General features: G+C 67.2%; 11 protein-coding genes. 6 read left to right on the top strand and 5 right to left on the bottom strand.

Annotated elements, in window-relative coordinates:
* The first annotated feature begins 95 nt into the window (after positions 1 to 95).
* Genes ORI60_RS17780 through ORI60_RS17765 form a run of 4 tightly spaced genes read left to right on the top strand, consistent with a single transcriptional unit; the run spans position 96 to position 3,996 of the window.
* Positions 96 to 1,490, top strand: a complete 1,395-nt coding sequence (locus ORI60_RS17780; protein WP_266038530.1) for a glycosyltransferase — start codon at positions 96 to 98, stop codon at positions 1,488 to 1,490.
* Positions 1,490 to 2,629: a hypothetical protein gene (locus tag ORI60_RS17775; protein WP_266038529.1), complete on the top strand. Its 1,140-nt coding sequence runs from the start codon at positions 1,490 to 1,492 to the stop codon at positions 2,627 to 2,629. The genes ORI60_RS17780 and ORI60_RS17775 overlap by 1 nt, the downstream gene beginning before the upstream one ends.
* Positions 2,626 to 3,474, top strand: coding sequence for an aldo/keto reductase (locus tag ORI60_RS17770; protein WP_266038528.1), 849 nt, complete (start codon positions 2,626 to 2,628; stop codon positions 3,472 to 3,474). Before ORI60_RS17775 ends, ORI60_RS17770 begins: the two co-directional genes overlap by 4 nt.
* Before the next feature lie 6 nt (positions 3,475 to 3,480).
* Positions 3,481 to 3,996 carry a hypothetical protein gene (locus tag ORI60_RS17765; RefSeq protein WP_266038527.1) on the top strand — a complete coding sequence of 172 codons (516 nt, stop codon included), beginning with the start codon at positions 3,481 to 3,483 and terminating at the stop codon, positions 3,994 to 3,996.
* A 46-nt stretch (positions 3,997 to 4,042) separates the two neighbouring features.
* On the opposite strand, the gene asnB is transcribed toward ORI60_RS17765, so the two are convergent.
* The 3 genes from asnB to ORI60_RS17750 all read right to left on the bottom strand — a co-directional run bounded on the left by asnB (position 4,043) and on the right by ORI60_RS17750 (position 7,733).
* Positions 4,043 to 5,896, bottom strand: a complete 1,854-nt coding sequence (gene asnB / locus ORI60_RS17760; RefSeq protein WP_266038526.1) for an asparagine synthase (glutamine-hydrolyzing) — start codon at positions 5,894 to 5,896, stop codon at positions 4,043 to 4,045.
* A gap of 204 nt (positions 5,897 to 6,100) precedes the next feature.
* Entirely contained in the window at positions 6,101 to 6,913 is an 813-nt protein-coding gene (locus ORI60_RS17755; protein ID WP_266038525.1) for a hypothetical protein, read from the bottom strand.
* 454 nt (positions 6,914 to 7,367) lie between these two features.
* Positions 7,368 to 7,733 carry a hypothetical protein gene (locus ORI60_RS17750; RefSeq protein WP_266038524.1) on the bottom strand — a complete coding sequence of 122 codons (366 nt, stop codon included), beginning with the start codon at positions 7,731 to 7,733 and terminating at the stop codon, positions 7,368 to 7,370.
* 269 nt (positions 7,734 to 8,002) lie between these two features.
* On the opposite strand from ORI60_RS17750, the gene ORI60_RS17745 reads away from it, so the two are divergent.
* Both ORI60_RS17745 and ORI60_RS17740 read left to right on the top strand, forming a co-directional pair.
* On the top strand, positions 8,003 to 10,351 hold the full coding sequence (locus tag ORI60_RS17745; protein WP_266038522.1) for an ATP-binding protein: 2,349 nt from the start codon (positions 8,003 to 8,005) through the stop codon (positions 10,349 to 10,351).
* Between the two features lie 16 nt (positions 10,352 to 10,367).
* The gene (locus tag ORI60_RS17740; protein ID WP_266038520.1) at positions 10,368 to 10,571 is read left to right on the top strand and encodes a DUF397 domain-containing protein; all 204 of its coding nucleotides are present in this window, start codon (positions 10,368 to 10,370) and stop codon (positions 10,569 to 10,571) included.
* Here ORI60_RS17740 and ORI60_RS17735 read toward each other — a convergent pair.
* A complete protein-coding gene (locus ORI60_RS17735; RefSeq protein ID WP_266038519.1) occupies positions 10,552 to 11,346 on the bottom strand; it encodes a serine/threonine-protein kinase in 795 nt (264 codons plus the stop codon). The genes ORI60_RS17740 and ORI60_RS17735 overlap by 20 nt on opposite strands.
* Entirely contained in the window at positions 11,346 to 12,818 is a 1,473-nt protein-coding gene (locus ORI60_RS17730; protein ID WP_266038517.1) for a serine/threonine-protein kinase, read from the bottom strand. The genes ORI60_RS17735 and ORI60_RS17730 overlap by 1 nt, the downstream gene beginning before the upstream one ends.
* Between the last annotated feature and the right edge of the window lie 2 nt (positions 12,819 to 12,820).

Below are 12,820 nucleotides of genomic sequence, written 5' to 3'. Positions count from 1 at the left end.
GTCACGAGACAGCAGCCCCGAGACCGCCGCCGCATTGACCGATATGGCGCTAGCGACATCACTTCGCCGTCTGTTTGGCTGGCTGGAGACGGTCGATGCCGGACGGAGGCCGAGTGCGTCACCACGAAGTGTTGGCATATGACACAGGTCGGCTGGAATCCGTTCTCGGCGCCGACCGAGTGCGGGCGTTCAACGAACGGCTCGAGTGGGCCGCCGGCGCGTTGAAAGGCCGGCGGCTGGTCAACGTCACCGGCGACGACCAGCGCAAGGGCGGCGTGTACGAGATCATGCGAGGCACGATCCCCTATCTGCGGGGCGCGGGCATCGACGTTCTCTGGGTCGATCTCACCACCTCACCGAAGGCTCGGCCCTCACTGGAGTTCTTCCACCTCCTGGCGCACGGGCGGTCAGTGGCAGCGGACTGGCGCGCGGAATTCCCAGTCCGGACAGCAGAGTTCGTCGAGTTCGGTCGTGCGGCCGCTCCCGAACTGGTGCAGCTCCTCCGTCCTTCGGACTTCCTCGTGTTGCACGACACCCAGACGGCGCCGGTCCTGCCCGAGCTGCGTCCGTGGCGAGACTCCCTCCTGTGGCACGCCCACATCGGAACCGGTGACCAGAACGAACTGGTCGACGGCTACTGGGAGATCGTCGGTCCGAACGTGGCCGCCGCGGGCGGAAGAGTGTTCTACCGTCCCGAATACGCGCCTCCGGCGTTGCGTGACAGCAGCATCTTCGCCTCGCCAGGGGTCGATCCGTCCGCGCCGAAGAGCATCCCGCTCGACCGCGACGAGGCAAGACGAGCGCTCTCCTCGCCGCCGGCGGCGTGGCCGTTGACGTGGCTGACCGGGCAGGACCGCCTGTTCGACGAACCGCATCAGGTTGTCGCGGCGCAACTCTCCCGCTGGGATCCGCTGAAAGACATGTCCGGAGCGTTTCGCGTCTTCGCCGAAGTCGCCGCACGAGTGCCGTCGTTCGTGGGGCTGGTGGTGGGACCGAGCGCCCAGTCCGCGTCCGAGCGGGCAGAACTCGAACTCTGCTTGGAAGAATGGAAGAAGGCCGCGCCGGACATCTCGTCCCGAGTCCACATCGGAGTGATCGAGAACTGCGGCACCGCCGAGCACGACGACGCCGTGCGAACCGTCCAGTCGGCCGCGGACGTGATCCTGCAGAAGAGCGTGCAGGAAGGCTTCGGGCTCACGGTGACCGAAGCGATGCTCCGAGGAAAACCGGTGGTCGCCGCCGCGGTCGGCGGTATCCCGCTGCAGCTGCACGATCGACACAACGGAGTGCTCGTCGATCCGGGCTCCGACGAGACCTCGTGGGCTGATCACCTGCACGAACTGGTCAGTAACAACGATCTTCGGTCACGTCTCGGCACGCGGGCACTGGGCGACGTGCTCGAGCATCACACCGTCGACAGACATCTGAACGCCGTGATCGACGCCGTGGCGGAGATGCCTCCCTGCGATGCGCCACCGGGGGGACGTTGATGGTCCAGGACCGCACACCCAGCCTGCCGCCGGCGGCCGAGGAACTGGACCGCCTCCTGCCGGCCGTGGCGATCTTCGGTGATCCACTGCGGGACCGCCCCACCGGTCGCAGAGCTCCGGTCGACGTGCCCGCGGTGAAGGCGGCTCTGGCCGGACTCAACGGTTTCACCGAAACCGCACACCGCATGAACAGCGTGACCACGATCCGCACGGTCGCCGCGAGTGAGGCGGACGGGCTGGCGATCGAGCTGAAGGCTCAGCGCGGAGAACCGCCACCACCGACACGGTCCCCGATCCAGCAGTACTTCCGAATCCGCACCGCGGCCCTCACGGCCGATCAGCTGCTCTGGCACTGTCTCCGGGTTATCGCCGACACGGCAGAAGACCTGGTCGACGCGCCGATGTCGGGCAGTGATCTCGGGCGACTCGGGTCCGCGGTCATCGCGGTGCTCGACGGCGATTCCGGACCACGGCACGAGTCCTCGACACCGCCACCGCCCTCGCCCCGGCGTGATCTGGCGATCGAGGAGGTGTGGCTCCGCCGCTGGATCATCGGTCATCAGCTGCACGCCTTGCTGAACGTCCACGCCGCCTACGCGGTGAACGACGCCGCCGAGGCACTGCGTCGCGGCAGCTACAACGCCGCCGTGGCGGCCGTCTGCTCCGCCACGTCCATCGTCGAGGGGTTCGCGGGCGCGCGGGCGCACGCGTTGGCCATTCCCGCAGACTTCTACCAGGAAGTGCTGCGCCCGACGATGCTTCCTCCGCTCACGGAAGTACCGCTCAGCGGACGAATGCACGTCGAGTACCAGGGCTACCGGCGTCGCATGGAGGAACTGCTGTGTCTGGTTCCCCAGCCGGCCGAGAAGCTCGCCGCGGCGCAGCCGAGGCTCGCGCTCGCCGTCGAACGGCTCGTGGAAGCAGACTTGATCGACGTCGAGCGGCACATCACCTCGGTCGAACCGCTCGTCGGTGACTCACGGTCGCTGATCCAGACCGGCAAGAGCACCGAGAACGCGGTGTCCTCGCTCAGACGTATCCGCCACCGTCGAGCGGCCGCGATCGCCCGGCACGTCAGGTTCCCCGATTCGGCGCTGTTGAAGGGCGGGCACGAAGCCGATCGAACCGGACACCCGTGAACGGCAGCCTGACGCGGCTCGGCGATCGCGACGTGCGACGCATCGGCTTCGGCGCCTTGCGTCTGCTGGGCCCCAACGGCTTCGGCGGTCCCGAGGTGCCGGAGAACTCCGAATCGGTGCTTCTCGCCGCAGCGCGGAAGGCCGACGTCATCGACACCGCGGACTGCTACGGCCCGCACCTGTCCGAGGAAATGATCGCTCGAACACTGTGGCCGTACCGCGAAGGTCTGGTGATCGCGACCAAGGGAGGACTGACGTGCCCGAGCCCCGGAACCTGGATCCCCGACGCGGCACCGGACAGGCTCAAGCGCTGCTGCGAGGAGTCGCTCACCCGCCTCCGGCTCGATCGAATCGAGCTCTACCAACTGCACGCCGTGGATCCGGCGGTGCAGTTCGAGCAGTCCGTCGAAGCGATGGCCCGCCTCCGCGAGGAGGGCTCCATCCGCCACGTCGGGCTGTGCAACATCACCATGAGCCAGCTCGAACGAGCACGTCGAATCGTCCCGATAGCGTCGGTGCAGAACAGGTACAGCGTTGCCGATCGCGGTGACGACGCCCTGGTCGATCGATGTACCTCTGAGGGCATCGCCTTTCTTCCCTGGTTCCCGCTCCAGCGTGGTTCACTGGCGCGAGCGGTCGCCGGCCCGCTCGCACTCGTCGCGCGAAGGCACCGGACCTCGACGGCCCGTGTTGCCCTTGCCTGGCTGCTGAGCAGATCTCCGGCTGTGGTGCCGATACCCGGTACGGGATCGCTCGACCATCTCGACGAGAACCTGTCAGCGGGCGACCTGACCCTCACTGGGGCTGATCTCGATCTCCTGGACGGGCGAGAACTGAAGGAGTGACGGCAGGTGAAGATCAGCGCTGTGGCGGCTTCCGACCTCAGGACCGAGGTGTTCCAGGTCAACTCGGCCGGAGATCTGGAGCATCGCTGGCTGGACACCACACGTCCCGCGGCGGAGTGGACCGCGTGGCGCAGAGCCCCGTTCGAGCCGGTGGCGGTCGCGGTCGCTGCCATCAGCGGCTGGGCCGAACAGATCGAGGTGTTCGTGCTGGACACGTCGGGCACGGTGTGGAACCGGTGGTGGTGGCACGACCGCGGCTGGACGCCCGTGGATCGGTTCAACCCGCTCGGCGCACCGTTCGGCAGGTCCGGATCTCGCGACCTGTCGGCGCTCAGCGCGGGCAACGGGCACTTCAACGTCTTCGTCGGAGCGGAGGACGGCCGCCTGGCGGTGCTGCCGCACATCAACGGGCCTCAGGGTCCGTACTGGCACCGTTGCGACACCGCCGAAAGACTCGGCGACGGCTGGTGGCCCGCCTTCTCCCCGGCATCGACCGGTGCGTACCGCCATCCAGAGCGGTGACGCTCGTGGAGAGGCAGGACGACATCCCGCCACGACGAGCGGTCCTTCAGGGCCCGTTCAGCCACAGGTCGGCTTCGATCGAGGCGGTGGATTCGCCCATCAGCACGGATCTGCACCACACCTCTGCCGACCAGATCCTGATGCGCGTGGCCTTGACGGCTTTCGCCACCTGCTCACTCATCTCTGCTCGTGTCAGTCCCAGAACGTCGCGCAGCACTCCCTCCGTCATGAACGCCGGATCGGCCGCCTCCTCGATCCACCTGTCCGCCGCGAATCCCATTCCGTAGATCTTCGGCCGATGCGCGATCTCACGGGGAAGTGTCCTCCTGGCGACGTCACGCAGGATCCCCTTGCTCCACGGGCCGGTTCGCACTTCGAGAGGAAGGTTCAGCACGAGTTCGAGCACAGCAGGGTCCAGGAACGGGACCCGTGCCTCGACAGAGTGCTGCATCATGTTCTTGTCCATGCGGTTCAACAGGTGACACAAGGTGTAGTCCATGCGGGCGAGAAGTGCCGCTTCCAGGTCCCCACGTGCGCCGGGGTGGTGGCGGTAGGCAGCGCGGGCCTCGACGGGTGTCACCAGGCCGTCCCGCACGCTCGTCAGCGACGACCAGGTCGGCTCCGTGCGCCGGCGCACTCCCAGCGCTCGGACTCTGCGCCGGATCGACCCGTTGTCCCCCGGGCCTGGAACCAGGAGTGGTTCCAGCGCTCGGACCGCTCTTGCCCACGGGGAGCCGAACCTCGACAGGGCAGCCCGGTGCAGGCCGCCATAGCCGGCGAAGAGCTCATCGGCGCCTTCTCCGGTCAGCAGCACCTTGAAACCCCGCTCCCGCGCTCGTGCGGCCATCTGTGCGACGACCACGGCGCTTGAGTTGGGCAGCGGTGCACCGAAGTGCACAGTGGACTCGACGAAACCGTCGCGCCAGTTCTCCGCGGTCACGTCCAGCAGGTCCAACTCCACACCGATCGCCGCGGCGGCACGGCGAGCTGCTGGACCTTCGTCCAGACCGGGGTCACCGGCGTGCCGCGCGCCGAATGCCACGAGACCTGGCTTCACCTCCGCCGCGTACGCCGTGACCAGGCTCGAATCGACGCCTCCCGAACACAGCGAGCCGATGGGGACGTCGGCGAGCAACGAATCGTGCACAGCCTTGCGAAGAACGTTCTCGAGTTCGTCCGTCCAACGACGTCGACGCCCAGGCCTCCCTGTGGCTCCTCGCTGGACACTGTCGGCAATCCTCGTCCAGGCGGAGTGCGCGATCTCTCCGGTGTTCACGTCGACCGACGTCCACACACCAGGTGCAACCCTCCGGATACCGGCCGCGAGCGTCGACTCGCCGGAGTAGCACGACCCCTCCAGCATCGACTGCAATCCGCCGGCCTGCCACACCGGGCGAATTCCGCAGGCGACGAGAGCCTGAGGCTCGCTCGCGAACCACAGCCCCTCGTCGTCTTCGGCGATGTAGAGAGGCTTGATGCCGAACCGATCTCGTGTCAGCCACAAGCGGCCACGGGCAGAGTCCAGGGCTGCCAGCGCGAACTGGCCGTTGAGCCGTGACACGTAGCCAGGCCCGTGTTCGACGAACCCACGCAGCAAAGTCGCCGTGTCCCCCGCGGATGCAAGACTCGCGCCTCCACCACGGCGCCGAAGCTCCAGGTGGTTGTAGATCTCGCCGTTGTAATTCAACGACCAGCCGCTTTCACGGTCGCACATCGGTTGCCGCGCCGCGTCGGTGGTGTCGACTATGGCAAGGCGTGCGTGCACGAAACCCACGTTTCCGAAGACCTCGGTCCCGGAGCCGTCCGGACCGCGGTGGCTCAACGCGGCCCGAAGCGCGGACAGCCGTTCGAGAGACGGCGCTGCTCCGTTCCGGAGAACGCACCCTCCGATCCCGCACACGACGACCAACCTACTGGTTTCCGCCGCTGCAGCGCTGTGCTGCTTCCGGGTGGCTTTGCTTCAAGATGCCATGACTCGACCAGCCCTGTTGCCACGTCGGATCGAATCCTGACTGGATCCCGTTACTCCAGTTCCCCACCGGCCGCGACAGGCAGGTCGACCTTCATCCGTCCAGAAAGAAGTCGACACGAAGCGCCGAGATTATCAAGGAGAAATTCTCGCCAGGACCGTCACGCTACCGGGCTCCACGTACATCGACGAAAAGCTTTCGGCATACGGGAAGCCCAGACAGACGACAAATGGCTCACCCTTGAATTCACGATCGAGACTTCTCCAGTTCCTGACCAGGAAATCAGCCGCAAGCCAACTCCCCTCCGACCGCGCCCCATAACAGAAGAACACACTTCCCGAACGATCCGGGCGGCCGATCTTCTCCACCACGGCAAGCCCCTGCTCGGACTGCACGAGCTGCTTGTCACCGCCCGCGCGATCTATTGACACCCGGTGCACGTCGTCCGCGTTGACGCCATATCCGATGAGCACCTCATTCTCCAGCGAAGCCGCCACTGCCCCACTCGCGAGGTAGTGCCTGCGATAGGAGTTGCAGCAAGCGCTGCCGATCACGATGAGTGCCTCGGTCGCATCGACCGTGTCGACGTCACCCGGAGGCGAAACATCGACGGAGGAGTTGATCCGACCGCGCAACCACAGATGGTCGACAAGTCCGCGCACGATGTCCGGCGCCCGCCCTTGATTGTTCTGAAGAAACGTGGTCACGATGTTCGACGCCTGCAGCTCATGCCGCGAGATGCTGAACCCGACCTGTCTCATACTGCCCTCAGGTCGCCATATGTTCGACAAGATGATTCTGACGTGATTCGACCGCCCAAGCCCGAGAAACCGGGCGATCTTCTCACGCGAGGCTTTGGCGATCCCCCAGAACACGACACCCAGAAGAGCCCAGAAGACAACGTTCGCCACCACGTTACCCAATACGCCAAGCCAGAATGACAGCACGGACACATGTTGTCACAGCGACAACGTCAACGCCATCACAGCGCGCAACCACGACTGGAATCTTATTTCAGGTTGCGACCACAACCCGGTCGTAACTCTGCGAACAGCAGCCCACTTACCGAGCCCCACTCAGGCACTGAATACCTGGGCGGGGCCACCATCAGCAGGCGCCGGGGAACACGACGAGGGAGCCGCCCTGACGCAACGTGCGGAGCGAGAGTCGCTCCCGGCGAGAAACGCCACGGAGACGATCACTTCCGCGACGCGGAGGTCAGGACACAACCGATCATCCAGGAGCCGGCCCGCACGGACCTGTCGCAGCGGTGCTCACAACCGGTCTGTCAGCTGGAGCCACCTCGAGCGCAGGCGAACACCACCTAGCCGCACCGTCGATCTATCCATAATGGACGATCACTTGAGTATGCCCGCAGGCACTTTCAGCGATCCTCACCGCTCACGCGGTCGACGTGAGGCGAGCAACAAGCTGCCGAAGCTCACGATCGACATCGACCTTCAGAAGCCGGAGTTTGCGTTCCGCCTGGTCTCTGATCGGCTGGTCGAACAGCGGTTCATACCAGGGCAGGAGAACCCACATCTCCACGCTGGCGTCGAGTCGCTTCAGTTCTTGCAGTCGCCACAAGCCATAGGTCGGTGTGGGATCGAGCACGAGCCGTCGTGCGGCTTCTACCGCGCCGTGGTCGGCCATCATGCGTTGGAACACCGTCGCCGGGTAGCCAAGACGAGCGAGCTCACTCACTCCCTGGCGCATGTCACCGCTGAACCGCTGCGCGAGCTTCGCACGCTCCGTCGACGCACTCACGTTCTGTCCATCGCTCGCCGACGTCGCGGCGTTAGTATCCCGCGCTTCGCGGTGGGCCGGGATGCGAAGCCCACGGCGTGGTTGCCGTCCGACAAGCTGCGGCACGTGCTGTCGCTCCCCGCGACAGGCTGACTCCGGCAAGACTTCGAATGGGTGCTTGCCGCCCCCTTATCGCCACTACCAGACTTCAGGAGGCGACGTCAGGTGGTGCGCGCATGTCGGGAGACGACGAAGAGGACCGGGCAACGGCGGCTACCACCCACTCGGAGATGAGCGGTTCCGCTCACAACGCCTTCCAGGCCCGGGACATCTACGGCGACGTACACGTCCAGGACCGCGGTTTCGCGCACGGCCGTCCGCGTCAACTGCCTGGCGCCGTGCGGCACTTCGTGAACAGAACCGCGGAGCTGGACCGACTGGACGACGTCCTCGACGCCGCGCGTGACACCGCCGCCGTCTGCGTGGTGACGGGCACAGCGGGCGTGGGCAAGACGTCCCTCGCGGTGCACTGGGCGCACCTCGTCGAGCACCGCTTTCCTGACGGTCAGTTCTACATCAACCTGCGCGGGCACGATCCTGGGCCGCCGGTGGCGCCCGACGCCGCACTCGACCAGTTCCTGCGCGGCCTCGGTGTTGCGGCCAAAGATGTTCCCGCCGACCTTCAGGCGAAGGCCGCGCTGTTCCGGTCGCTCGTCGCCGGGCGCCGGGTCCTCGTCCTGTTGGACAACGCGATCTCGCCCGAGCAGGTTCGTCCGCTGCTGCCCGGCACGGCCGGCTGCCTCGCGCTCCTCACCAGCAGGAGCCAGCTCTCCGGTCTGTCCATTCGGGAGGGAGCGTGGTCGGTGCCGCTGCACGTGCTCGACTCGGCCGAGGCTGCCGCGTTGCTGCGGGAGGTGATGGCGGGGCACCGGTCCGCCGACGACCCCGCCGACCTCACCGAGCTGGCAAGGCTGTGCGCGGGTCTTCCGCTGGCGCTGCGGATCGCCGCCGACCGTGCCATCACCCACCCGTGGACACGACTCACGGATCTCATGGCCGATCTGCGCGACGAGTCGGCGCTGTGGACGGCACTGTCCACAGCAGACGGCGACGAATCGGGCGCGGTGCGCGCGGTGTTCGCGTGGTCCTACCGGGCGCTCACGGCCGATGCCGCCCGTCTCTTCCGGCTGCTCGGCCTGCATCCCGGCGCCCAGTTCAGCCTCCCCGCGTCCGCCGCCCTGGCGGGGCTGGACGGCAGCACCACCCGGATCCTGCTGGACGGCCTGGTGGCGAACCACCTGATCGACCAGATCGCCTCGGACAGATACCAGTTCCACGACCTCCTGCGCGCGTACGCACTCGACCAGGCCCGCCTCGACGAGCCTCCCGACGAGCAGGTCTCGGCGACTCGGCGCGTGCTCTCCTGGTACCTGCACGCAGCGGATTCGGCCCGGCAGGTCCTCGCGCCGTCCCGGCACCGCATGCCGATCCGGATCGCGGCCGTGCCCGAGGGCGTCTCGCCTCTCACGCTGTCCGACCACCACCGCGCCGCGGACTGGTACGAGACCGAAAGGGCGAACCTCCTCGACGCGACGAGAACCGCGGCCCGCACTGGAAACCTGGCGATCGCCTGGCAGCTTCCCGCACTGCTCGCCGGGATCTACGACAACCGCGACTCGGGACGGACCTGGGCCGACGCGGAGCAAATCGCGCTGGACGCGGCCAGGAAGGTCCCCGACCAGTACGGCGAGGGGGTCCTGCTCGACCGCATCGGTATCAAGCACCGCGCACGGCGCGACATCAGCACGGCCACGAACTGCTTCGACGCGGCGATCGCGGCGTTCCGGGCGGTCGGAGACAGGCTCGGGGTGGCCAGGTCGATGCACAACCTCGGGCTGACCCGCCTGGTGGATCACCGGCCGGTCGCGGCGCTCAGCACGTTCGAGGAGAGCCTCTCGATCGCGTCGGAGGTGGGCAATCGACCTCTCGTCTCGGTGATCGAGGTGAACCTCGGCGTGACCTTGTCGCGGCTGGGCGACCCCGCCGCGGCCGCACACCACATCACCGCTGCGGTGGCCGTGGTGCGCGAGATCGGCGATGAAACGCTCGAAGCCCGTGCGCTGCGCGAACTGTGCCTGGTGCAGCAGGAACTCGGGAGATTCGACCTGGCGTTCGAAAGCATCCAGCGGGCGCTCGTGATCGCCCGCGACCACACATCGCTGCCACTCGAAAGCGGCTGTCTCGTGGCGCTCGGCAGGCTCCAGATCGCCATGAACGCACCGGAGCGGGCGATGGAGGCGAGCCGGCGCGCCGCGGCGATCGCTCGACGGTTCGGCAACCACACCGTCGAGTCCGAGGCGTTCGACGTCACCGGCCTCGCGTACCAGGAGCTCCACCGCTACGCCGACGCCGTCGACTTTCACCGCATGGCAGTGCGCATGCGTCGCGACCGTGAGGCCGGCTGGGAACTCGCGGTCTCCCTGGAACATCTCGCGACGGCCCTCGACCACACCGGCCGGACAGGAGAGGCAGTGGAGCGGCGGCGTGAAGCGCGGACGCTTCTCACAGGCTCGTCCTGGCCCGCTGCCGACGCACTGAGAGACCGCATCGACCGCCACCGAGGTCCCCGCACCTCATGAAGATCACGAGGACACGATGACGACCGGCCCGCGTTGGATCAGATCATCAGCGAGCAGCACGACGTCCGGTGACGACTGCGTCGAGGTGTGCCTCACCCCGGACGGCGTGCTCGTGCGGGACAGCAAACATCCCGTCCCTGCACTGCGCCTCCCCCATGACCAGTGGGCGGCGTTCCTCTCCATGATCACCAGGAGCGTGCTCACCACGCCGTCTCGGTGAGCCGCTCGACCCGCTGCGGCAGGCTCTGCGCGATCGGGCGCCCACCGGGCGCCTTCTGCAGGCACTGGTCCACCAGCGAGGCGAGCGAAGGCGGCGCGGTCGCGGGAACATCGGGTTTCACGGTCAGGTGCTGACGCTTGAGTTCGTCGCGCTTCCCCTCGAACGGCAACCTTCCCATCATCAGCTCGTAGGCCATCACCCCGAACGAGTAGACGTCCGACGCGCTGGTGACCCGCTCGCTCCTCCACCTCTCCGGCGCGGCGTACGGCGAAGACCACTTGTCCTTGCGGGTGAACGGCCCGGTGGACGCCTCGGAGTACCGGGCGATACCGAAGTCCGCCGTGCACCAGCGACCGTCCAGGAGCAGCACGTTGTGCGGCTTCACGTCGCGGTGGACCACCTTGGGGGCAGCGACGTCCAGGTCCGCGAGCGTCGCCGCGACGTCGCCGAGGATCTCCTTGCACGCCAACAGGTCGAGCGGTCCTCCTACCGCCGCCAGGTGCTCGTCCAGAGATTTCTCCGCTCTCGGCATGACCAGCGCCCACATCTCGTCGGTCTCACCGTCGTCGATGATCGGCACCACGTTCCGGACGCCGGCCACGTTCGCGAACAGCAGCTCTCGCTCGGCCCCTGGGTCCTTCGGCACGAGCTTGATCGCCCCGACGAGACCACCGGGCTCGGACAGGGCCTCGTACACGGTGGCCCAGCCGCCCTTCTTGATCTTCTTGCCGACGCGCCAGGTCCACCGTTCGCACCGAACGAGTTCGCCCTCCATCACACCTTCCTCCAACTGTCCTCAACCAGACGTTCAGGCCGCAGGTTCGGCGCGGTAAGGGTGCCGTCCATGGCCTGGGCGAGAGTGTTCGCCCACCTGTCGACGAAGTCGTTCATGTCGCCGGGCACCACCGGCATGAACGGCCACGCGTGTCTCCACTGTCCGCTCGCACCGCTGAGCGCCATGCCGATCTCCGGACTGGGCGACATCGAGAACGGGGTGACCGACGCGATCTCGTCCCGGGAGAAGACCATGAACCCCGTTTCGTACCACTGGAAACGTCCGGCATCCTCCACGTCGCAGTACCACAGCGAGTGCGAGCGGCCTTCGTAGCCGCAGTGGTTCACCGGCATCTCGACGCTGATCTCCGTGCAGGCGACGACGTCGAAGGGAACCTCGCCCCAGCCGCCCCACACGTTGTTCCGCACACGGGAGAGCCAGTTCAGAGAGAGCGTCGCGTCGCCCAGTCCGACGCGCAGTCCGTGATCCGTGACACCCACGTCTCCAGGAAAGGCCGCGGCCGACATCGTGGCCTTCAACTCCGCGACGATCCACTTCAGGATTCCCGCCGCCGCAACGACCAGGTCCTCCCGCTGCTCGCTCCTCGTCTGCACCAGCGACAGGTCCGCCGCCTGCTGAGCTCGCCTGCGTGCCTCGACCTGGCCCGCCGCCTGCAACGCGGCCACACCGGGGAGGGTGGGCATGATCTCGGTGCGCCGGAGTCTGCCGGGCAGATCGACCGACAGCGGCCGCGCGGCGGACGGTTTGGCCAGACACATGTCGATCAGAGCCGCGAGCCGGGAGGCAACACCCGGCAGAGCCGGAGGCACCTTGTGCAGGTGCTGATCGCGCAGTTCGTGGGTGTCGCCGCGGAACGGCCGCTCGCCCGCGAGCAGCTCGTAGGCCATGACACCGAACGAGTACACGTCCGCTGCGGTCGTCACCTCCTCGTCCCGCCACCGCTCGGGCGCGGTGTACGCGGAAGACCTGGCGTGGCTGCGCGTGTTGGAGTCGGCTGTGGACTCGGCGTACCTGGCGATGCCGAAATCGGACGTGCACCAACGGCCGTGCACCATGAGCACGTTCTCCGGCTTCAGGTCCCGGTGGATCACCGCACTCCCGTCGCGCTCGGCGAGGTCCGAGAACGTCTCGGCGACGTCGGTGAGGATCGCCGTGGCCTCACCGACGTCCAGCGGTCCCCCGCGCTCTTCCAGGTGCTGCCGCAACGACTTCTCGGCCCTGGTCATCACGATCACCAGGTGCGTCTCGGTCTCACCCCTGTCGATCACCGGTACCACGTGGCGCACTCCGGTGAGGTCGACGAACAAGAGCTCGCGTTCCGCTCCCGGCTCCTTGAGCACCAGCTTCGCGGCAGCGATCTCGCCGCGCTCCGTCCACGCCTCCAGCACCTCGCCAAACCCACCTCGGCCGAGCCGCTTGCCCAGAGTCCACACCTCGCGTTCGAGGCTCACCT

The organism is Lentzea sp. NEAU-D7 (genome assembly GCF_026242055.1).
Lineage (GTDB): Bacteria > Actinomycetota > Actinomycetes > Mycobacteriales > Pseudonocardiaceae > Lentzea.
Note: the sequence above shows the minus strand (reverse complement) of the source record. Positions and strands in the feature narration are given on the sequence as shown.

Bases quoted from the DNA above. Each gene is read 5' to 3' on its own strand.
- ORI60_RS17735 (WP_266038519.1), bottom strand. From the start codon at position 11,346: ATGGAGGGCGAACTCGTTCGGTGCGAACGGTGGACCTGGCGCGTCGGC.
- ORI60_RS17780 (WP_266038530.1), top strand. From the start codon at position 96: ATGCCGGACGGAGGCCGAGTGCGTCACCACGAAGTGTTGGCATATGAC.
- ORI60_RS17745 (WP_266038522.1), top strand. From the start codon at position 8,003: ATGAGCGGTTCCGCTCACAACGCCTTCCAGGCCCGGGACATCTACGGC.
- ORI60_RS17775 (WP_266038529.1), top strand. From the start codon at position 1,490: ATGGTCCAGGACCGCACACCCAGCCTGCCGCCGGCGGCCGAGGAACTG.
- ORI60_RS17740 (WP_266038520.1), top strand. From the start codon at position 10,368: ATGACGACCGGCCCGCGTTGGATCAGATCATCAGCGAGCAGCACGACG.